Genomic DNA, 22808 nt, shown 5'->3' with positions numbered 1-22808 from the left:
ATAAGTCCACAGAATACATCTCCCCACCCTCCGCTCATCAGCTTCAGGTGTCAGATTGCGGAATTTTACTCCGCGACGGTCAGATCATCAGACCGTTTCTGTGGGCATTTTGTCTCCGGGATTCACATTGCTCAGAATTTCTGACGATTGGTTGTGATGAAAATTCATCCTTCGAACCCTCTATGAGGGGCCGCGATCCTTGATCCTACTCTGTGGGAGTCGCGGCCATACTTTAAATCAGACACGCCGATCCGGCCCAGTTTCCGGGCCGTTCAGCGCAGCGAAGCGCGGGGGGATATGATGCTTGCGATGTCTTTTTCGTCGTATGTTCGATGGTCTCGATACCGTTCCGTCTCCGGCGCAGCATTCAAGCCGTATTTATCGTGCACGCGGCCACGATCACCCGTCAAGCAAAACCTGTTGCTTGTCTGTTCTTGTCCGCGAATGTCCTGAGTTGACCGCTAGGAAGGCCGCTTGCTGATCGAAGCGCCGACCATTTCCGCCGCGTTCAGCAGCGAATCATCGAACAGGTGGGCATAGCGCGCGGTTGTCTGGGGTTGGGTATGGCCGAGCATGGCCCCGATCACGGGCAGGCTTTGGCCCTGTGATACCGCGATGCTGGCGAAGGTGTGGCGCAGGTCATGCATACGGGTAGCGCCGAGGCCCGCCGCTTTGCTGACCGCCGCCCAGGTGCGCTTTACATCGACCAGCGCGCGCCCCTCATCGCCCGCAAAGACGAAGCCGGACAGTCGCAAAGGGTTGTCTTGGGGCAGGGCGTCCAGCATGGCTTGCCGCTCTTGAAGTACGCCAGAGGCTATAGAGGACAGCGGCACCCGATGTTCCCGCCGTTGCTTGGTGGTGGCCGCAGGCTTGACCCAGACGCGCAGGGCAGGGTCGAACTGGTCCCAGCGCGCCCCCAAAGCTTCCCCGCGCCGACACCCGGTCAGCAGCATGAACTTGATCGCCGCGCAGGAGGTCCGTTGCGGGTGCGCATCCAGCGCGTCCAGCAGCCGCCCGATCTCATCTTGCGTCAGATATCGCGCCCGCTTGTGTTCGGTGTTGCGCTCGACCCGTGCCGCCGGGTTGTCCGCAACCCAGCCCCATCGGATCGCCAGATTGAACGACCGCCGCAACACCTCATGCACCCGGTTTGCGCGGACAGGCCGATCTTGCGACACGAAACGGTGTAGCGCCTCGCAATCCGTGAACGTCACGTCAGACACTTTCTTTGCGCCGAGCCGGGGCAGGATGATCTTGGCGAACATCGACCGGATATCCGCCGCCGTGCGCGGGGCGAGGCGGGGCAGATATTCCTCATCATACCGCTTGAACAATTCACGCATCGTGGGCGCGGCATAGGCCGATTGCTTCTCTTCCAGCGGATCAATGCCATTGGCGATCTTGAGGCGGTATTCCTCAGCCCGCTTGCGCGCGGCCAGCACCGTCCATTCAGGATACGCGCCAATCGTGATCCGGCGTTCCCGGCCCTTGAAATAATAGTTCAGGATGAACGACCGTTTGCCCGCCGCCGTGATCCGCACCCCGAAGCCTGAAATCTTGTCATCATACACAATCCGGTTGCCCTTGGCGGGCGGGTCCAGATCGCGGACAAGCTGATCCTTGATGCGGACAGATTTGCGCTGTGTCCGCGCTGTGTCCGCACGCGAAAGCGAATCGAGTGGAATGATCTGTCCAGACATGACCTGCGCTGTCCTGTAATAACCATTGTATTACAACACGCTACGCAGAAATCGCAGAAAACACAACGTCTTAGAGCCACGCTCAGATAAGTCTCATAACCTGAAGGTCGTCAGTTCAAATCTGACCCCCGCAACCAAATTAATACACAATATCAAACGCTTGCCTGATGGTATCATAATACCACAGGGCGTTTTGCAGTTTACATCAACGCCACATCAACACCACGACCAAAAAACGGCATTCGTCCGCACTCGCGGGCATTCGCCGACATTGGGCTGCATTCGCGGGTTTTGATGTGTCGCAGATGAACCGACCGGATTACCGAGCCACAGTCAGAAGAAATTATCCAATAAGGTAAACAGTGATCGCTCTTAACCCAAACCCGTGTTGTTTTACCGATAACGATAAGAACTCTTGAGCGATCCCGCATCTTTGTCTATCCTTACCGATAACGGTAAGGAGCCTCGCCATGTCAATCGAAAACGAGCGGAAGCTTCTTGCCGATGTCGGGCGGCGCATCAGGGCGATCCGTGCAGAGCAGAGCCTCAACCTCGACCAGCTCGCTCGCCTCACCGGGATCAGTGCTCCGGCATTGTCACTGATCGAGACGGGGAAGCGTGATGCCAGGTTGACGACACTTGCTAAGATTGCGGCGGCGCTGCGTGTGTCGCTCTCGGCCCTGATGGATGATACGTCGCCTGGACCGGACACCAAGACGAAAGACGCTCCGCAGGGTTACGACCTTGGAGACTACCTGTGATGACCTCGGTCTCGACCTGGTTCGATGCGCTGGCGGTTGGTGATGTCGATGTTGCCGCTGATGGCACGCTGTCTTTGCGCTACGGCGAGAGATGGCTGCAGACCGCAGGGGCGTTTCCGCTATCGGTCACCATGCCCTTGCGCGCCGAGGCCTATCCGTCCGAGGTCATCTCGCCTTGGCTTGCCAACCTTCTCCCGGAGGAAGAACAGCTTCAGGTCCTGACGCGCTCACTGGGGCTGGATCAGGCTGATGTGCTGGCCGTGCTGACAGAGATTGGCGGGGATACTGCGGGCGCCTTGTCTTTTGGGGAGCCTGCGGATCCCAGCCGCTGGGCCTACACGCCGCTTACGCGTTTCTACGGCACCGGCGATGCGCAGGAAGCACTGGAGCGGCATTTTGCAGATCTTGGCCGAAGACCATTTCTGGTGGGCGAGGAAGGGGTGCGCCAGTCCCTCGCCGGTGGCCAGAAGAAGTCTGCTTTGGCCGTCCTTGGTCCAGATGGCGTGCCTGTGCTGCGCTTGCCCGGCCCGGATGACGTGCTCGCCATTCCCCTCAACGGTGCCCCGTCCACACTGATCGTGAAGCCGGACAATCCTAATCTGCCCGGCATCACCGAGAACGAGGTCTGGTGCCTGCGGATGGCGCAGGCCGTCGGCATTGAGGCTGCACAAGCAACGATTCTCAAGGCATCTGGGCGCACGGCAATCGGTGTATTGCGCTATGATCGCAGGCTTGGGCGGAATGGTCAGGTCCTGCGCCTTCACCAAGAGGATTTCGCACAGGCTAATGGCTTTCCCCCCGGGCGGAAATACGAGCGCGGCACACTGCGCGGGCTGGACCTCATGACGTTGCTTGAGACCGGGCGGCACGTCAGCGCAAGCGACGCCCTTGCCCTGCTTGATCAGGTCATCTTCAACATTCTGGTCGCCAACACCGATGCCCATGCGAAGAATTATTCGCTGATCCTGCCGGTCGCGGCAGCGCCGCGCCTTGCCCCGCTTTACGACGTGTCCTCGGTCCTGCCTTGGCCGCATGTCGTCCAGAGTTACGCCCAGAGCATCGCTGGCAGGAAGCGTACACCGGACATGATCGCGGGACGGCATTGGGAGGAGATGGCGCGCGACATTGGCTATCGCCCGACCGATGTCAGAAACCGGGTCCAGGACCTCGTTGACAAGCTTGTGGCATGTAGGGTGAAGGTCACAGCCGAGGTGGCAGCACTTCAGGGTGCGACAGAGGGCTATGTCACGCAGACTGCGGAAGCTGTCGAAGTTAATGCGCTGCGCATAGCGGGGAGGCTATAGATGGCGGGCAAGGTGACGCACAAATGGGCATTCAAACTGGGCATGCGCGCTGGCGCGTACAGCTGGAAGTCGTCTGCCAAGGCCATTGACCGGCTGAAATCGGCCAGCACAGAGATCCGGGCCGTCGCGCGCACTGACCCGACCGCCGCGGCCGAGGGTGTCATCGCGCTGGCCCAGCGCATCTGGCCCGCCTTCGAGCATATCGACACGTCCTCGGGTGCGCTTGGCAATGCTGTGCGCCGGACGCTCGAAGACCTGCTGCCGGTCCTGATCGAGGCACCTGCTGATGAGAAAACCCGCACGAAATGGCTCGAGCAACTGCGCGAGGCGATCGAGGACGACGGCGTCGATTATCTCGCGCCATTAGCCGATCGCTTTGGGCAGATCGCGGCATACCCTGCGCTGATGAACCTGCATGCCGACTGCGATCTCGACATGATGCGAGGGGCTTGGGCGGATCACGAGCGGTTCTCCCATGTCACGACGGGCACGCTAACGCTGTCCTGCCTGCTTGAGGCTGGGCGCTACGACGAATTGATGGCCCTTCTGGCGCTGAAGAAGACGTCTCTGTGGTTCGATATGAAGTTCGGCGCTGAAGCACAGCTACGGCAGGGGCGCGAAGACCAGGCTCTGGCCTTCGCCGAGGCGCTGTTGAAGGATGATGGCCGCCAATGGGGTCACCACGAAATCGCGCGGTTCTGTGAGGACATTCTGGTCCGGCAGGGGCGTGAGGACGAAGCCTATCGCCGCTTCGGCCTCCCCACCGCTTCGGGCAACACCTATCTTGCGATGTGGCGCGATCTGGTGAAGCGCTATCCTGATCTCGACGCGCGCATGATCCTCGTCGATTTGATCGAGAGCCACGGGTCCAAAGGAAAATGGTTTGCCGCCGCCAAGACCGCAAGATGCCTCGATCTTGCACTCGACTGCGCAGCGCATTCTGACGCGGCACCGGCGACGCTGATCCGCGCGGCGCGGGATTTCGCGATCAAGGAGCCAGCCTTTGCGGCACAAATCGGCCTTCATGCCATCGCACATCTGCTGGCTGGGCGCGGATATGAACCAAGCCCGCTCGATATTGATGAGGCTGTCACCCATGTCATGGACGCCAGTGCGCGGGTCGGGCAGCGGGGCCCTATGCTGAGGGAACTCCAGAGGCTCGCGGCCAATACCGCTACGGACGTGATCATGTCAACGCGGCTGAAATCTCTGATCGCCGATATCGAAAAGGGCGATGGGTAGATGGAGCAAAGTGGCGGAATACCAGCAGCTTCTGGAGAGTGGGCGCGCCGTGTTTGGCAGATGACGAATTCTGCTTCACAAGTTAGGCTGCGCCCATGACCTTTGCCTTTTACGATCTCGAAACCACAGGCCTTTCGCCCGCCTTCGATCAGCCGCTGCAATTCGCCGCCATTCTGACAGATGACGAATTCAGGGAGATCGAGCGGGTTAATCTGCGCTGCCGGATTGCGCCGCACATCATCCCATCCCCTTGGGCGCTGACTGTCACCGGGGTGTGCCCAGCGCAGTTGCTGGACCCGGACCTGCCGACGCTCTTTGAGTTCACTCAATCAATCGGGACGCTGATCAACCGCTGGTCACCGACGATCTGGACCGGGTTCAACAGCATCCGCTTTGATGAGGAGATGCTGCGCCAGGCATTTTACCAGAACCTGCAGCCTGACATCTTCGCCACCCAATTTAACGGCAACACACGTTTCGACGTGCTGACGGCGCTTTATGCGGTCTGGCATAGCCAACCCGACCTGTTCCGATGGCCCGTCGACGAAAATGGGCGGGTCCAATTCAAACTCGATCGCGTCGCTCCGTTGAATGGCTTTGCCGGACACAACGCACATGATGCGCTGGGGGACGTTGAGGCGACCATCCATATTGCAGGGCAGATCGCCCAGCGCGCCCCGGCGCTTTGGGCAGAGCTGTTGAGCAATCGGGAAAAGGCGCATGTGAAGACCCGCCTCGAGGCATTCCAGCCCATGGCACTGATCGAGCGCTTCGGGGGCAGTCCCCCGCGCGCAACGATTGGCTGCTTCTGCTGCTATTCGGAGAGCAACCCTAATCAGGCGGCATTCTTCGACCTCGATTCCGCGGATCCGGCTGACCTAATCGCCGCTGATGACGCCGCTCTCTTTGCCGCCGTCGACGCCGTGCCCAAGATCATCCGCTCTGTTTCAATCAACAAGTTGCCAGCATTGCTATGTGTTGGAGCGCCCAGCGCTGCGCAGGTTCAGCGGGCACAGGTGATCGCGAAGGCACCTGAGTTCCGGGCGCGTGTCGCTCGGGCTTTGTCTGCCCGATTTCCCGAGGATGCGGTGACCTCGGCGCCGCCTGTCGAGAAGCAGATCTTTGGCGGGTTCTATAGCCATGCCGACAGGGCCCTGCTTGCGGAGTTCCAAGGAGTGGACTGGCGGAGGCGGCAGGAAATCATCTCGATGCTCAGCGACGCCCGCCTGCGCCAGCTTGGCCGTCGCCTGCTGGCGTTCCATTCGCCGGAGCTCCTTTCGTCGGAAGAGCGGGCGCAGTACACCGCGTGGCTTCGGGATCGCTGGTCCGCGCCGGTTGCGCCAGAGACGGAATGGATGACAACAAGAGGGGCCCAAAACGAACTTGACGAGCTGCAGCTAGAAGAGGCGTTGGATCAGGCGATGATCCGTGAGGTTGAAGCCTATCTGAGACAATTTGATCTTCCAGCAGGGTAAGGTGTGCGGCCTGAAGCATTTGAGGGCAACCTGTTGGCGGTTGTTTCGTCCGGTCTGCTTCGGCGCGATGGGTTTAATAATCGGGTTTTCAGTTCTTACGGGATGATCTGCCTCTCCATGTGCCCGTCATGAAGCCTCGTCACCTTGCCCAACCCGCCTTGGTTTTCGTTTGATTGCTCGACGTTTCGCGGATACCGTGTAGACAGTCCAAAAAATGTGCGCGCATATTTTTTGGTGTGGGCCGAGATGTCAGGAGGGCGTGTTGGAAGGGAATAGGTCGAAACTGCGCTGGGGCGTCGAGCAACGACTCGAGTTCATTGAGTTTCGACTGTTTTGGGAGAGCCATGTGAACCGGAGCGACTTGATGGAGCAGTTCGGTCTGTCGGTGAACCAGGCGTCATCCGACCTGAACCGCTATATCGCGCTCGCGCCGAACAACATGGTCTACGACAAGAGCGCTAGGACGTATGTCCGAGGCCCTCAGTTTGAGCCGTGGTTTCAAGCGCCAGACGCGGCGCGCTACCTCGCACAACTAAGGTCGGTGAGAGAAGACATCCTCGATCGCGAAGACTGCTGGATTATCGATCTTCCGTCGTATGACGCTGCACCGGCCCCCGCCCGTGGAGTAAAGCCGGAAACTCTACGTTCGGTTGTTGGCGCCATTCGGCAGGCTGAAGCGATAGAGGTGAAATACCAATCGCTTTCGAACCCAGAGCCGCGCTGGCGCTGGATTGCCCCGCATGCTATCGCGTTCGACGGATTTCGTTGGCACAGCCGGGCGTTCTGCCTGACGGATGAAATATTCAAGGACTTCCTGCTCTCGCGGATGATCACGACGCGAGGCGTCGCAGCAAGTGAAATCACTGACGCAGCGGACGCGGCGTGGCACGATCACGTTACTCTTGAAATTTGCCCTCATCCTGAACTGTCCGAAACCCAGAAGAAAGTCATCGCACTCGACTATGGCATGCAAGATGGCATAGGGAAGATTCCGGTTAGACGTGCGCTGCTCTATTACGCCCTGAAGCGTCTGGGGCTCGACACGGATCCTGAAGCACGCGAACCACATCACCAGCAGATCGTCTTGCTCAATCGCCAAGAGGTCATTGGATGACATTGGCAAGAGGATCGGGAGACATTGGGGCGGACCAGCCTTACAAAATGTCATTCACATCTGGCGGACTGTTTCTGAACGAAAGCATTGACCTTGCCGCCAGCTATTTAAAGACCTCAAATTGGATTGAGACCATCGCACTGGCCCAATCTGAAGGGCTGACTTCACTGCCAAAAGAAAAGTCCAAACGCCGGGTGCTACGCGAGATTACCAATCGCCTTGAAACGCTGAGCGATGAGGAATTGCAGTTCTTGGTGGACACCGCAGATCGGCAAGAGCAGCGTCTGCTTCTTTGGCTTTCAATATGCCGGGCATACCGACTTGTCCGTGAATTTGCCGTGGAAGTCGTGCAAGATCGTTATCTGGCCTATCAGTTGGAGATCCCTATAGAAAGCTTTGACCTTTTCATAGAGCAGAAGGCTGAGTGGGATGACACTCTGGCTTCGACTGCGGATGCGACTCGTGTTCGGTTGCGTCAGGTTGCCTTCAAGATCATGCGCGAAGCCGGGGTGATTTCTGAGGATCGTCGGATCCAATCCACCTATTTGTCGACCTCGCTTCGGGCTTTGATTGAAGCAAACACGCCATCTGACCTTGCGGTATTCCCAGGAGTTATGGCCGAGGGGGGCAAACCGTGAGCGAACAGCTGACCCGCAAAGAGCGCGCCGAGCACTTGTATCGTGTGATCACCAGCGAGCGGTTTCTGACCAAACAAGGCCTTGGGAATGAGGTGCCGTTCTTTATCTGCCCCTTCCCAGCCAGCGAAGGCCTCTCGATGACGGAGGACCGCGCCGACTTGATCGAGCGGATAGGTCATTCTGGCGTGAAGGTTCTCGACCTCAGCCTGTACGAGCTTTCGCTGGGCATTCTTGAAGAACGCGGGATCCTTGAAGACGTGCTGAGCGCTGAGCCAGGCATGGAGAAATCCGAGCTGCGAGAGCTGCTGCAAGGCGTCTTGGATGTCCATGAACACCTGATCCCCAAGATCGCCGCGGCCATCGACAGTCAGCCCCACGACGTAATTTTCCTTTCAGGCGTGGGCGAGGTCTATCCCTACATTCGTTCCCATAATGTGCTGAACAACCTTCAAAGCACAGCGAAGGACAGGCCCACGGTTCTGTTCTTTCCAGGCAGCTACACTCATTCCACGGCCACGGGTGGATCGCTGGACCTCTTCAGTCTGCTTCACGATGACAAATATTACCGCGCTTTCAACATTCTGAACTACGAGGTCTGACCCGATGACCACTGCTCTGAGAACAATTTTCGCCAAGCCCGTTGACCGCCCGATCGATGGCGTGATCAAGGCCGACGATGAAGCAAGCCTGCGGATCGAGCTCGACGAGTATGTCATCACAGACGAGATCGGTCGGCGCCTGGAGACCTTCCTTGAGGCTTACAACAATTACGATACCGCCAATGGCGTATGGATTTCCGGGTTTTTCGGGTCGGGCAAATCGCATCTGCTGAAAATGCTCGCGCTGTTGATGGAAAATCGCGAAGTCGATGGAGTGCGCGCATTTGATGTCTTTGCCGAAAAACTGACCGATGACCCTATGCTGGCCGGCGCCTTGCGCAAAGCGATTTCAGTGCCCTCGAAATCGATCCTGTTCAACATCGACCAGAAGGCAGACGTCATCTCCAAGACGGACGTCGATGCTCTGCTGTCAGTTTTCCAGAAGGTCTTTGATGAGGCTTGCGGCTATTATGGCAAGCTGCCGCACATCGCTCAATTTGAACGGGATCTTGATGAGCGCGGCCAGCTTGCGGCCTTCGCGTCGGCTTATAGAGCAGCGGCGGGCAAACCTTGGGAGCGGGGACGCGAACAAGCCGCGTTGGAGCGCAGAAACATCGCTGCTGCCTTTGCCTCGGTTACGGACGGCGATCCGTCCGACGCCCAGGATATTCTTGGTCAGTATCGCAGTGACACACGGGTTTCGATCGAGGATTTTGCCAATAAGGTAAAGGCTTGGATCGACACACAGGGTTCCAAGTTTCGCCTGAACTTCTTCGTGGACGAGGTCGGCCAGTACATCGCTGAAAACGTTAAGCTGATGACCAACTTGCAGACGATTGCCGAAAGCCTCAACACGAAGTGCAAAGGTCAGGCATGGGTCATCGTAACCTCACAGCAAGACATGGAAGCGATCATCGGAGACGGGAAGGCGTTTCAGTCTCAGGATTTCTCGAAAATCATGGCGCGCTTTGGAGTCAAAATGCCACTGAACTCTGCGGACGTGGCCGAGGTGATACAGCGACGCTTGCTGTCGAAGACCGATGCCGGACAGATTACCTTGGGCAATTTGCACGACCGCGAAGAAAACAACCTCAAGACTTTGTTCGACTTCACTGACGGCTCGATCAAGCTGAAGAATTTCGATGGCCGCGAGCAGTTTGTGTCCAGCTATCCGTTTCCTCCCTACCAATACATGCTGTTCCAGATGGCGATCACGTCGCTATCGCAACACAATGCCTTTGAGGGCAAGCACAGCTCGATTGGGGAACGTTCCATGCTGGGCGTGTTTCAAGAGGTGGCCAAGAAGTTGGCTGATCAGCCGGTTGGCGGGCTCGCTACCTTTGATCTTATGTTCGAAGGCATCCGGACCGCCCTCAAATCTGCAGCTCAGCAATCGATCCAGATCGCGGAAAAGGAAATTCAGGACATCGACCCCTTTGCCGTCCGGGTTTTGAAGGCGCTGTTCCTGGTCAAATACGTTAAGGAATTTAAGCCGACGGTGCGTAACATCAGCGTGCTTTTACTGTCAGAGTTCGATACCGATCAAGCCAAGCAGAGGCGCAAGATCGAGGAAGCGCTGTCGTTTCTGGAGCGCAACACGCTCATCCAGCGCAACGGAGAGGTCTACGAGTTCCTGACCAACGAGGAAAAGGATATCGAAGCCGAAATCAAAGGGCTCGATGTCGATCCGTCTGAACTTTCCAAGGAAATGGAAGCGCTGGCCTTTGACACGATCCTGCGCCACCGCAAGATAAAGCATATGACCACGGGCCATGAGTATAGTTTCAGTCGCAAGCTCGATGACCACCTATTGGGCCGCGAGTATGAACTGGCGATCAATGTGATCAGCCCGTTCAACGATGATGTAGCAGCGCCGGAAGCGGTTCGTATGCGCAACATGAGCCGCGAAGAACTGGCGGTCGTGCTTCAGCCCGACGTGAGATTCATCCGGGACCTGACGCTCTTCAAGCAGACGGACAAGTTCATTCGCCAGGCGCGTGCTGGATCTCAGCAGCCCGGTCGGGATCGGATCGTAGCCGAAAAAGGCGATCAGAACAGCCGTCGCTACAAGGACCTCGAACTGCGCCTGCGCAAGCTGGTGGCCGACGCACGTATGTTTGTCCGTGGTGATGAGTTGGATATCGGAGGTGAAGAACCGCAGGAACGGATCGTCAAAGGATTTCAGGGGCTGGTCGACAAGGTCCATGTGAACCTCCCGATGTTGCGCGGGGTCAGTTACGTCGAGGCCGACATCATCAAGGCGGCCTCCCCGGAAAGCGGTCTTTTCGGCAACAACGGCGAAGGTCTGACCGAAGCTGAGCAGGATGTGCTGAACTACGTCCAGGGCCAAGCCAGAAACGGCGTGAAGGTTTCGGTCAAATACCTGACCGAGCGTTTCGGTGGAAAACCCTATGGCTGGCCAACGACCGCTGTGCTTTGTCTGGCAGCCAGCTTGTCCGGTAAAGGCAATCTTGAAGCGCGCTCTGATGGCACTGTTCTGGAGCGAGCCGATCTGGCGCGTAATCTGAACAACAGCCATGCGCTGGCCAATATCCTCCTGACGCCGCAGACCGAGTTCACCTCGGCCCAGATCCGAAAGGCGAAAGAGCTCTACAAGGAACTGTTCGATCTTCCCTCGGATGGGACCGATGCCAGAACGATTGGCGCCGAATGGGCCGACAGCACCAAGCTTCTGGCAGATGAGCTGAACCGACTTACGGCGCAGAAATTCCAATACCCGTTCCTGGCCGCGCTTGAGCCTTTGGCCACCAGGATCGCTGCCTTGGTCGGCAAACCAGCCACCTGGTACATAACTGAGCCCCCCCAGCAGGAAGACGACCTTCTGGATGCCAAAGAAGAGGTGCTGGACAAGGTCCGCAGCTTCATGGGCGGCGCGCAGAAGGAAATCTATGACGACGCACGCGAGTTCCTGCGCGATCAGGAGGCCAATATCTCTTATGTTGATGCTGCTGCGGGCGATGCGATTTCCAAGGCGCTGGCCGATCCTGCCTGCTACAAGGGCACCGCAATCCAATCCCTAAAATCCGATCTTTACGCGCTCAAGGACCGGGTGGAACTGACAGTGCTGGAGGAACGAAAGGCCGTTATTGCGGCAGTGAACGAATGCGCCGACAAGGTTGCCCAAACACCCGAGTTCCAGGCGCTGGCCCAAGACGACCAAGAGCGTATCAAACGCAGTATCGACAGCCACAAGACGGGTCTGGATGGGGTCAAGATGATCCCGATCCTGCGCGATCGTGCCAATGGGGCGAGGCTGGACCTGCTCCCGCGCACTCTGGCCGAGGTCGAACGGTTGGGCAAGCCGACAACCCCAATGCAGCCGATCCCGGGCATGAGCGAACGACCGATCCAGCCAGTCACGCCCACCTACGTCAACGCTTCGGAGCTCAAGGTGGTCTTCACGAAACAATTCCTCACCGAAGAGGCCGATGTTGAGCAATACGTCGAGCAAATGAAACAGACCCTGCTGGTCGAAATCCGCGCGGGCAAGAAAGTGATCGTCTGATGGACACCAACGCGCTCAAGAAATTCGCCCAGGCCGCCCGCAACCTGCTGATCGATCAGGTGACCTCGAAGATTGACATGGTCCTGGCCGAGGGCAGCCCGGCGCGGCGCGAACACACCAAAGCGATCAAGGAACTGGAAGCGGCGATCCGCAAGGACGGCAAGCGGCAGGTCATCGAACAGGTCGCCTACACCTGGTTTAACCGCTTCACTGCGCTGCGCTTCATGGATGCCAACGGCTACACCAACACGCGCATCGTCTCCCCCGCTGATGGCGCGACAAGGCCGGAGCTGCTGGCCGAGGCCATGGCGGGCAACCTGCCCGAGGGCGCGCCGCCGGGCATCGCGGCGCTGTTGGACGGCCGCACGCCATCGTCCGATCCGCAGGCCGAGGCTTACCGCCAACTGCTGGTCCGCACCTGCAACCAGTGGCACGGGCCGATGCCGTTCCTCTTCGAACAGATCGACGACTACACCGAACTGTTGATGCCCGAGGATCTGCTGTCACAGACTTCCATCCTCGCGGAGTTGCGCAAGGTCATGACCGAGGACGCCTGTCAGGATGTCGAGATCATCGGCTGGCTATACCAGTTCTACATCTCGGAGAAGAAGGATCAGGTCTTCGCAGGTCTCAAGAAGAACCAGAAGATCACGGCCGAGAACATCCCCGCCGCGACGCAGCTTTTCACCCCGCACTGGATCGTCCGCTATCTGGTGGAGAACTCTCTGGGGCGGCTGTGGCTGCTGAACCGGCCGGGGTCGAAACTGGCCGAGCGGATGGACTACTACATCGCGCCGGAAGAGCCTGAGACGGATTTCCTGAAGATCACAAAGCCCGAAGACATCCGCATCTGCGATCCGGCGGCTGGCTCGGGTCACATGCTGACCTATGCCTTTGACCTGCTCTACGCCATCTACGAGGAAGAGGGATATGACGCGACCGAGATCCCCGCGCTGATCCTGACGCACAACCTGACGGGGGTCGAGATTGACGACCGCGCGGGCGCGCTGGCGGGTTTTGCGCTGGCGATGAAGGCGGCGGCCAAGCTGGGGCGGCGGCGGTTTTTGCGGATGGAGGCGAAGCCCAACATCTGCGTGTTGCAGAACGTGTCCTTTACGGATGCCGAGATGCAGGACGTGGCCGCCGTGGTGGGCAAGGATCTGTTCACGGATGAGCTGCGCGAGACGCTGGGGCAGTTCGAGCAAGCCAAGAACTTCGGCTCGCTGATCGTGCCGAAACTGCGCGATCCGGCAGAGACGCTGCGGGTGGTCGAGGCGCGAGACTTTGGCGGTGATCTGTTGTTGAAGGAGGTAAAAGAGCGTGTCGTCGCCGTGTTGCGCATGGCCGAGGCGCTGTCGCCGAAGTATCACGTGGTGGTGGCTAACCCGCCGTATGCAGGCGTGAAGGGGTTGAACCCCGCACTGGCAGCTTGGCTCGAGGACGCGTTCGAGGAGAGCTGTTCCGACCTCATGACCGCGTTCATGGACCGTTGCCGCGCCCTCAATCGTCCTGCAGGAACTTGGGGAATGATCAATTTGCCTTCGTGGATGTTCCTCAACTCCTATAAAAAGCTTCGGTCTCGATTGCTTGCAAAGCAATCCCTTCACTCGCTGATCCACTTGGGTCGCGGCGTCTTTGGCGCGGACTTCGGAGCTGTCGCATTCGTCGTGAACAACAGTAGCGCGGATCAGACCACAGCATTTATCGCACGGCGACTGTTCGAAAAGTTCTCCTTTGTGCGGACAAATGCTGAAATTGAAGAGCTTTTCCAAGAGCGTAGTTATGGTCGCTTTCACGTTCGCCAGAAGGCTCTTCGATCAGTTCCAGACACGCCAATTGCGTACTGGCTTAGCGAAAAAGCTATTCAGACGTTCGAAGATGGCACTGCCTTGGCCGAAATTGCGCGTCCGCGTCAAGGCATCAAAACTGGCGACAACGAGCAATTTTTGCGTTTCTGGCATGAAGTCGATACGCAGAGTGCAGCTTTGACTGAAGAAACCCACGATGTAGAAAAAGAGCGTGCCAAGTGGTTTCCTTGCACGAAAGGCGGTGCATTTCGCCGTTGGTATGGCAACTGCGATTACTTGGTGAATTGGAAAGATAACGGCCACGAAATCAGAAACTTCTTTGATGATCGCGGTAAGTTGAGGTCCCGCCCTCAGAACACACAATACTTTTTTGTTGGTGGCGTCACATGGTCAAGCTTAACCATCGGATCATTCTCAGCTCGGCTGCTTCCTCGACATTTCGCATTCGAAAGCAAAGGATCATCCTCACCGATAGATGATCCCACCGAAGCAAAAAATGTCTTGGGATTCCTAAACAGCTCTGTTGTGGATAAGCTTATCTCAGCGCTATCGCCCACAGTTGATTACAGCGAAGGAGCTATAGGAAGGCTCCCCGTCATTCACATCGACGAAGATAAACTTGCAATCGCGGATCATGCTGTTGAGATAGGCAAATCCGACTGGGACGCCTACGAAACCTCTTGGGATTTCACCACGCTACCGTTGCTCCAACCCGACCACCGCGCCGAGTCGCTGGAGCACACCTACTCCGCCCTGCGCACCCATTGGCAGGGGATGACCGACGAGATGCAACGCCTTGAGGAAGAGAACAACCGCATCTTCATCGACGCCTATGGCCTGCAGGACGAGCTGACCCCCGAGGTGCCGCTGAACGAGATCACCCTCACCTGCAACCCCGCCTATCGCTATGGCGTCAAGAACGACGCGGCGGCCAACGAAATCCGTCTGCGCGCCGACACCATGGCCGAATTCCTCTCCTACGCCGTGGGCTGCATGTTCGGCCGCTACAGCCTCGACGCCCCTGGCCTGATCCTCGCCAATCAGGGCGAGACACTGGCCGACTACCTCGCCCGCATTCCAGACCCGCAATTCATGCCGGACGAAGACAACGTCATCCCCGTGCTCGACGCCGACTGGTTCCCTGATGACATCACCGACCGCTTTCGCCTGTTCCTACGCGTGACCTTCGGCGAGGCGCATTTCCGCGAAAACCTGCGCTATATCGAAGACGCGCTTGGCAAGGACATCCGCAAATACTTCACCAAGGATTTCTACGCCAGCCATGTGCAGCGCTACAAGAAGCGCCCGATCTACTGGATGATCTCCAGCCCCAAGGGCACGTTCCAGGCGCTGATGTACATGCACCGCTATCGCGCCGACACGGTGTCAGTCATCCTCAACGACTATCTGCGCGAGTTCATCAGCAAGCTGCAGGCCGAGCGCGGGCGGCTCGAAAAGCTGTCCGACGACCCGAGCGCCAGCCAAGGCCAGCGCACGAAGGCGCTGAAGGACGTGGCCGTGGTGGTCAAGCAGATCGACGAGCTGAACGAATGGGAGCGCGAGGTGGTCTTCCCGCTGGCGCAGTCGAAGATCGAGATCGACCTGGATGACGGTGTGAAGGCGAACTACCCGAAGTTCGGGGAAGCGCTGAAGAAGATCGTCGGGGTCAGCTGATGACGGATCGCATCACGGCCAGCCTGCGGCGGTTGTTCGACGATCACCGGATCGTCTTTTGGTACGACACTGCCCGCGACATGCGCAGTGAGTTTGACGCCGTGGATCTGCCCGGTGTGACCAAGGTCGAGATCGCCAACAACGAGTTCGGCCTGAAGCACCGAATGCTAAGGCAGGACCCCAAGGCGCGGTTTCTGGTGTTTGGTGACGGGCCCGAGCCTCCCAATGCCGAGAACTGGTTGCTGGACTTGCAGCTGGCCACCGCCGTGTTCAAGGCGGATCAGGCCGGAATCTGGTTGGGCGAACTGGGCCTGCCGCCACAGTTCGAGAGCGTCGTGCGCGAGCATTTGGAGTTCTACCGCTCCAAAGCCCGCGTGGCCGAGCTGAAGCGGCTGTTGCAGGCGTCGGATACCCAATCGCAGGTCCGCCTGCGGATGTTGGCCGTCTGCGCGGGTGCCGAAGGCGGCCTGGACACGGTGATCGAGGCGCTGCTGGGGGATCTGGCGGAGGGCCGCGATGACGCAATGCGATTGATGACACGCGCAGGGCTGACCGAGGTGTTCTGGAAGCAGGTCGGCAATGCCTATGGCTATCAGCCATCCGAACCAGATTTCGAGGACTTCGCCATTGCCCTTTTCCAGTCGGCCTATTTCCGGGCTTTGGGCGAGGATGGCAAGCTGAATGCCGAGGCGCTGCTGGTGTTCCGGCGCTGGAAGAACAACCGTCATTGGGAGTCGGCATTCGAGGCGTTGGCCACACGCTATCAGGGCCTTCTGAAGATCCCTGAAGATCTGTCGCGGCGCGATTTCCGTGCGCTGATGCCGGTCGACCATTTTGAAGAGATCGACCGACACATCATCCGCCAGATGGTCCACGCGATGTCGACCCAGACCGTCAGTGCATCCGAGGTTCTGAAGTGGGTGCGTGAACGTCGCCAGAGCCATTGGTACTCCACCTATGAGGATATCTACCAAGCGATCGGGTTTGCCACCGAGTTCCAGCAGGCGCTGGCCGAAGCCAACCTGGGCATGACCAGCCCAGCCGAGGGCGTTAAGCGGTATGTGACCAGCTGGTACAAGCTCGATCAGCTTTACCGCAAGTTCATCTACCACATGCAGAAAAGCGGGCATTCCTCCTTGCTGGCAGAGCTCTATGACGCAGTGGAAAACCGATACACCAATAGCTTCCTGCTGAAGTTGAACGATGCTTGGCAGGACCAGGTGAGCGGCATGACGGATTGGGCAATCCCTGGCTATCCGCGCCAAAGCGCCTTCTACACAGAGCAGGCTGCTGAGTTCCGCCGCAAGGACCAGAAGGTCGCGGTCATTGTGTCGGATGCCCTCCGATTTGAGGTCGCGGAGGAATGCCTGCGCCGCATTCGCGCATTGAACCGGTTTGACGCTGAACTGAAACCCATGATCAGTGCCTTGCCGAGTTACACCCAGCTCGGCATGGCCGCCCTCTTGCCAAACAAGGCGCTGACACTTTCCACAGAAGGCAGCGGTGCGGTGTTGTCAGGTGGCGAAAGCACCCAAGGCCTGACCGCTCGCGAAAAGCTGCTCTCATCCGGCCGCGCCGGGGACCGTGCCAAGGCCTTGAAAGCCGAAGATGTTAAGAACATGCGGGTCGACGAAGGCAAGGAGCTCTTCCGAGACAACGACGTGATTTACATCTACCACAACCATATCGACGCAATTGGCGACAAGCTGCAGACGGAAGACCAACTGCCAAAGGCCACGGAAGATGCGATCGAGGACCTCACGAAACTGGTCCGAAAGCTTACTTCGGCGAACTTTTCGAACATCTTGATCACGGCAGATCACGGATTTCTCTACCAGCATCGGGCCCTCGGCGAGAGCGACTTTGCCATCGCAGATCCCCAAGGCGATGAAATCCTCATGCGAAACCGTCGTTTCGTGATCGGTCGGGGACTGGCCACGACTGCAGGCATGAAGAAGTTCAGCTCTGCCAACCTCGGTCTGGCGGGTGACCTGGATGTCTTGATCCCAAATTCGATAAATCGTCTGAGGGTGAAGGGCGCAGGCAGCCGCTTTGTCCACGGCGGGGCGTCCCTACAGGAGATCGTCATCCCGGTGATCCGCGTTGGCAAGCAGCGCGATGCGGATGTGAACCAGGTTGAGGTGCAGATTATCGTCTCCGGGCGAAGCCAGATCACATCGGGGCAGACTGCAGTCGTCTTCTACCAAGCACAACCGGTGTCCGAAAAGATGCAGGCCAGGGAATTGATCGCGGGGATTTACGCAGCTGATGGCAACCTGATCTCTGACGAACACGTCCTGCAGTTTGACTTCGCGTCCGAAAGTGCGCGCGAACGCGAAATGCCTCGGAAATTCCTGCTGTCGCGTGACACGGACAAGTTCAACAATCAGGACGTTTTCCTGAAGCTGCGCGAGCGCGTCGGAAAGACCAGCCACTATCAGGATTACACCAGCCATCGCTTCCAGCTTAAACGTGGCATTACAACCGATTTTGACTTTTGAGGAGCGGGCCCATGAGTGATCTCGACGACAGGATCAACGAACATTTCGCGGGCTTCGTGGTGCGTAAAGACCTGGTCAAGGCCGTCAAAGGCAATGCGATCGTTCCAACTTATGTGCTCGAGTACCTCTTGGGCCAGTATTGTGCCACCGACGATGAGGCCTCGATCGGTACGGGGATCGAGACCGTCAAGGAAATCCTGCGCAAGCATTATGTCCACCGGAGTGAGGCGGGGCTGATCCAGTCTACAATCAAGGAAAAGGGCCGTTACAAGGTTATTGACCAGATCAGCGTGTCGCTGAACGAAAAAACCGACAGCTACGAGGCAACCTTTGACAACCTTGGGATCAAGAAGGTGGCTGTCGACAGCGGCACCATCAAGGCCCATCCAAAGCTGCTGGTGACCGGCGTTTGGTGCATCGCTGACGTCCAGTATGAGTTTGCCGAAGACGCCCGGACTTCACCGTGGATCCTTGAGACAATCAAACCAATCCAGATCGCCAAGGTCGATTACGAAGCTTTTCGCGTAGCCCGGTCGAACTTTGACACCGATGATTGGATTGACCTTCTGATGCAGAGCATTGGCTTCAATCCGGAGGCATTTGGTCGGCGCGCCAAGCTGCTGCAGCTCATGCGCCTCATCCCCTTCGTCGAGCGCAACTACAACATCATCGAACTGGGCCCCAAAGGCACCGGCAAGTCTCATATTTATTCGGAGTTCTCACCGCACGGGCAGCTGATCTCCGGCGGCGAGGTCTCGATCCCAAAGCTCTTTGTCAACAATTCCAACGGCCGGATTGGTCTGGTGGGGTATTGGGATGTCGTTGCTTTCGACGAGTTTGCGGGACGGGAAAAGAAGGCCAACAAGGCCCTCGTTGACATCATGAAAAATTACATGGCCAACAAGACCTTCTCGCGCGGGGTCAATCCCATGGGGGCCGAGGCCAGCTTTGCCTTTGTCGGCAATACCGACCACAACGTGCCCTTCATGCTGAAAAACAGTGATCTCTTCGAGGCGCTGCCGTCACAGTTCCATGACTCAGCTTTCATCGACCGTCTGCATTCCTACCTTCCTGGTTGGGAAGTCGACGTCATCCGGGGCGAGATGTTCACCAAGGGCTATGGCTTTATCGTGGATTATTTGGCGGAAATTCTGCGCCATCTGCGCTCGGAGGATTTCTCACATCGACCTGACCAGTATTTCAAGATCAGTGAGAAGATATCGACCCGCGATCGTGACGCCATTTACAAAACGATGTCCGGGTTCTTGAAGTTGATCTTCCCGAACGGTGGCGAGACCGCAGAGGATGTCGAAGAGCTGTTGCGCCTGGCAATTGAAAGCCGAAAGCGCGTAAAGGACCAATTGGCACGTATCGATGCGACCTATCCTGAGGTGGATTTCTACTACACCGGCTCTGATGGCGAAAAGCGGCGTGTGACCACGGTAGAAGAAGAAGAATATCCGCAATTCTATCATCTGAAACCGGCGCTGGATCCGAAGGAACAGGAACAGGGTGAAGAGAACGAAGACAACCAGACTGAGGACTCGACCCTCCATGAGGCATCCGTTGCTGCCGAAAACAGCCGCCCCAAACCGAAAGTAGCAGCGCTCGCTGAAGGACATCATGTTTTCGCTGAAAACCGCAGAGGTATCAGCTACGACAGGGTATTTGGCCCCTACATCGTCGGTGCATCCAAGATCGTAGTGACCGACCCTTATGTCCGCTACTTCTACCAGATCAAGAATATGATGGAATTTGTCGAAATGGTCATCCAGCGCAAGCCGCCAGAAGACCAGGTCAGTATTCATCTGGTAACAGGGCCAGATGACGGCAACGTGGCCAAGCAGCGCGAGCTTCTCGACTCCATAGCTGACGCCTGTGCAGGCACCGGTATTGAGTTCACTTGGGTCTTCGACGGTACCGGTACCGGCCATGCGCGCGATATAACCACCGACACAGGCTGGAAGATCGTCCTTGATCGTGGGCTGGACATTTTCCAGGCGCCCATCAGAAAAGATGGGTTTTCTCTTGGAGACCGGCTGCAGGATCACCGGACGATCAAGGGTTTTTATGTGACTTACGTGCGTGAGGGAGCCTGATGGTGAGAAATCAACTGAAGCTTGTCGGGGATTGGCAGGTTCAGTAGCAGCAGCAGTTTGGGTGCAACAAGTTGCCCCTTTCCGGAAAAGACTTTCCGCAAAGGTTGGGGTACACTTCAGGCATGGATCGGACTCGAGCCACCGCTTTTTGACACAGTTAACTGGAACCGGCGGGCCGGATGTGCGGCGGGCTGTCGAGGCATGCGGTGCTTCCAGGCCATTCCTCCGGCCCGGCGTTTCCCAGTGGGTTGAGGCCGAGAACACGGTCCCCCACCGCGGCACCTTCAGGACGTGCGATTTGCGGCCCGTGCGTCTGTCAAAACCTGGCGACCAGTTCTGCGAGTCCGGTTGGGGCGTCTGGCCACTCCGGATCGGCACCGGACGATGCCGCGGCACGCGACGCCGCGAGCGTTTCGGCGATCCATCGCCGAGAGGCACGGAACACCACCATCTCGGCGCGCGAGAGATCTCCTGCGATTGCCGCCCCGACCAGGTTCATCTGGGTGCGGTCGTCAAAGACCGCTGCGATGCGGCGTCTGGCTTCGGCTTTTAGCGCAACACGACGGTCCTTATGTTTGCGGGCCGTCCGCGCTTCGGTCGTCTGCACCTTTGAGAAATCAATATTGGCCATCACAAAGCCTCCTCATCAATACCCGCAATCACCTCGAAGTTTGGCAGAGCAATCTCACCATCCGGCACGTCCACAAGCGGCACCGGAAACCTCGCCTCCTCAGGCGCATGCGCGCCGATGGGCAGGACAAGGGAGATTTGCAGGATCCCAGTGATGCGCGTCACCGGCCCCGCGAAGAGGTCCGACGCGATGGCATCCGCGGGCAACGCATCGCCGTCCTGCAGTGGGCCAAAATCAAAGGCCTCGCCGTTGAGCCAAAGCACATCGCCGGATTTGACCGCGACCAGCGGTGTGTCCCGCCTTTGCGGCACAAGAGTGATGTTCATGGAAAGCTCCTCCTCAGAACCAGCGGCCAAAAGCGACGCCCAGCAAAGGGACCGTATCGCCGGAGACAAAAACCGCGCTGCCAGAGGCCCAGACCTCCGCTGAGAGCGCCGTGTTTGTGTTGATGCCTGCCACCGGTTGCACATCCCCGCGCCCGACACCGCTGGCCGGACCACTCGCCCCCCAGGCGCCGCCGTCGAGGGTGAGCGTGACTGCTGTGGGCGGCGCGGCGAAGGCCGCCGGGCAAGTCCAGGTTGCCGCGCAGTGTTCCGCGTCAACGAAGGTGGCGACGAGGCCCTGGCGCGTGCAGATCTGCGTGCCGTCGGCAAAGCGGGTGTAGTCGCCGTTGGCGTTGCTGCCGCGTTCGATGATGGCTCCCGTGGGCACGCCACCCGCCTGGCTGACGGAGCCCAGGATATTGTCCGTCGCAACCACGGTCTGCCAGGCATCCCAGGTGACACCTGCCTTGTTGCGGAATTTGAGTTGGGGAGAAAGCGTGCCGTATTGCACGGCGATCTGCCACAGGTAGCCGCTGTCATCGCCCAAAGTGCCATTGCCGGTGATCAACCCGTAGGCGCCGTTCAGGGTGGGAAACGGGTTGTCCCCTGTCGGCGGCGTCACCGAGGCCCCGCCGTAACCGAAGAAGAACCCGGCCAGACCATGCGCATCCAGATCCGCGACATTTGGCCCTGCGTCCAGACCCAGCCCGAAGGCGCCCACACGCAACAGCCGCCCGGTGGTCGAGTCCAGCGCGTCAGACTGGACCGCCTCACCGGTAAGACTGCCAGTCGTGCGGTTGACGACCAGCGCGTCCAACCAGGCACTGCCGTCAGGACTGACCTTGATGGCAAAATCGTCCGATCCGGCCAGCCCCATCTCCGCCCGGCCGGAAAACCCGGTCTGGTAAAGCAGCGATGCGGTATTGCCCGCAGCGGCCTTGTTGATCTTCACCTGATGCCCGGCGCCGTCATGGCTGAGCAAAATGGCCGGGGCCGAGACCGAAAGCCGGTTCGTCGTGTCGGCTGTGGCGTTGATCCCAATCAGGTCAAGGTTCTGCAACTCCGACGGCAGAATGTCTGACCAGGCCAAGCCGTCCCAAACCAGCAGCAACACCTCATCCTCGACCCATGCGCGCCAGCCGCTGCGCGGCGGCAGACGCAGCCATGTGCCATCCGTCCAGAGTGCCACGTTCAGATCCCAGCCGGACCAGTCGCCGGTAGCGCCCGAAGCGACGATGTAACGGTCGCCATCTGCAGGTGAACCGGGCGGCGCGGTCAGATCGCGGTCGAGAACGGAGAGCTGCACAAGCCCGTCGAGGATCCGGATCGCCTCGTTATGGGTGACATGCTTCTGGGCCTGCGCCGCCAGAATGTAGGGCAGCATCAAGTTGGTCGTGGTGTCGGGCATGAGAT

The 22808-nt window shown here is 58.5% G+C and carries 15 protein-coding genes; 11 read left to right on the top strand and 4 right to left on the bottom strand.

Features of this window, described 5'->3' with window-relative positions; genetic code table 11:
- Nucleotides 1-461 precede the first annotated feature (461 nt).
- Nucleotides 462-1700 carry a tyrosine-type recombinase/integrase gene (locus ROE7235_RS13555; protein ID WP_121096040.1) on the bottom strand — a complete coding sequence of 413 codons (1239 nt, stop codon included), beginning with the start codon at nt 1698-1700 and terminating at the stop codon, nt 462-464.
- 470 nt (nt 1701-2170) lie between these two features.
- On the opposite strand from ROE7235_RS13555, the gene ROE7235_RS13550 reads away from it, so the two are divergent.
- From ROE7235_RS13550 to brxL, 11 genes are all read left to right on the top strand, one after another.
- On the top strand, nt 2171-2461 hold the full coding sequence (locus ROE7235_RS13550) for a helix-turn-helix domain-containing protein (RefSeq protein ID WP_121096039.1): 291 nt from the start codon (nt 2171-2173) through the stop codon (nt 2459-2461).
- The gene (locus tag ROE7235_RS13545; RefSeq protein WP_121096038.1) at nt 2461-3765 is read left to right on the top strand and encodes a HipA domain-containing protein; all 1305 of its coding nucleotides are present in this window, start codon (nt 2461-2463) and stop codon (nt 3763-3765) included. The genes ROE7235_RS13550 and ROE7235_RS13545 overlap by 1 nt, the downstream gene beginning before the upstream one ends.
- 12 nt (nt 3766-3777) lie before the next feature.
- Entirely contained in the window at nt 3778-5007 is a 1230-nt protein-coding gene (locus ROE7235_RS13540; RefSeq protein WP_245963971.1) for a hypothetical protein, read from the top strand.
- A 95-nt stretch (nt 5008-5102) separates the two neighbouring features.
- Nucleotides 5103-6482, top strand: a complete 1380-nt coding sequence (locus ROE7235_RS13535; protein ID WP_121096036.1) for an exonuclease domain-containing protein — start codon at nt 5103-5105, stop codon at nt 6480-6482.
- Between the two features lie 262 nt (nt 6483-6744).
- Entirely contained in the window at nt 6745-7596 is an 852-nt protein-coding gene (locus tag ROE7235_RS13530; RefSeq protein WP_121096044.1) for a BrxR family helix-turn-helix transcriptional regulator, read from the top strand.
- A complete protein-coding gene (locus tag ROE7235_RS13525; RefSeq protein WP_121096035.1) occupies nt 7593-8234 on the top strand; it encodes a DUF1819 family protein in 642 nt (213 codons plus the stop codon). Before ROE7235_RS13530 ends, ROE7235_RS13525 begins: the two co-directional genes overlap by 4 nt.
- A complete protein-coding gene (locus ROE7235_RS13520) occupies nt 8231-8833 on the top strand; it encodes a DUF1788 domain-containing protein (protein ID WP_183073510.1) in 603 nt (200 codons plus the stop codon). The genes ROE7235_RS13525 and ROE7235_RS13520 overlap by 4 nt, the downstream gene beginning before the upstream one ends.
- Nucleotides 8834-8837: 4 nt before the next feature.
- Nucleotides 8838-12359, top strand: coding sequence for a BREX system P-loop protein BrxC (brxC, locus tag ROE7235_RS13515; RefSeq protein ID WP_121096034.1), 3522 nt, complete (start codon nt 8838-8840; stop codon nt 12357-12359).
- A complete protein-coding gene (gene pglX, locus ROE7235_RS13510) occupies nt 12359-15841 on the top strand; it encodes a BREX-1 system adenine-specific DNA-methyltransferase PglX (protein WP_121096033.1) in 3483 nt (1160 codons plus the stop codon). The genes brxC and pglX overlap by 1 nt, the downstream gene beginning before the upstream one ends.
- Nucleotides 15841-18342 (top strand): BREX-1 system phosphatase PglZ type A, encoded by a 2502-nt coding sequence (pglZ, locus tag ROE7235_RS13505; protein WP_121096032.1) that lies wholly within the window; start codon nt 15841-15843, stop codon nt 18340-18342. Before pglX ends, pglZ begins: the two co-directional genes overlap by 1 nt.
- A gap of 11 nt (nt 18343-18353) precedes the next feature.
- Nucleotides 18354-20441 (top strand): BREX system Lon protease-like protein BrxL, encoded by a 2088-nt coding sequence (brxL, locus tag ROE7235_RS13500; protein ID WP_089279692.1) that lies wholly within the window; start codon nt 18354-18356, stop codon nt 20439-20441.
- 316 nt (nt 20442-20757) lie between these two features.
- On the opposite strand, the gene ROE7235_RS13495 is transcribed toward brxL, so the two are convergent.
- The 3 genes from ROE7235_RS13495 to ROE7235_RS20580 are packed head-to-tail and all read right to left on the bottom strand — an operon-like array spanning nt 20758 to nt 22803.
- Nucleotides 20758-21072 carry a hypothetical protein gene (locus tag ROE7235_RS13495; protein WP_089279691.1) on the bottom strand — a complete coding sequence of 105 codons (315 nt, stop codon included), beginning with the start codon at nt 21070-21072 and terminating at the stop codon, nt 20758-20760.
- A complete protein-coding gene (locus ROE7235_RS13490; RefSeq protein WP_089279690.1) occupies nt 21072-21398 on the bottom strand; it encodes a hypothetical protein in 327 nt (108 codons plus the stop codon). The genes ROE7235_RS13495 and ROE7235_RS13490 overlap by 1 nt, the downstream gene beginning before the upstream one ends.
- Before the next feature lie 13 nt (nt 21399-21411).
- On the bottom strand, nt 21412-22803 hold the full coding sequence (locus tag ROE7235_RS20580) for a DUF2793 domain-containing protein (RefSeq protein WP_245963970.1): 1392 nt from the start codon (nt 22801-22803) through the stop codon (nt 21412-21414).
- Between the last annotated feature and the right edge of the window lie 5 nt (nt 22804-22808).

Origin of the sequence: Roseinatronobacter ekhonensis (assembly GCF_900499075.1) — a bacterium.
GTDB lineage: Bacteria > Pseudomonadota > Alphaproteobacteria > Rhodobacterales > Rhodobacteraceae > Roseinatronobacter > Roseinatronobacter ekhonensis.
Note: the sequence above shows the minus strand (reverse complement) of the source record. Positions and strands in the feature narration are given on the sequence as shown.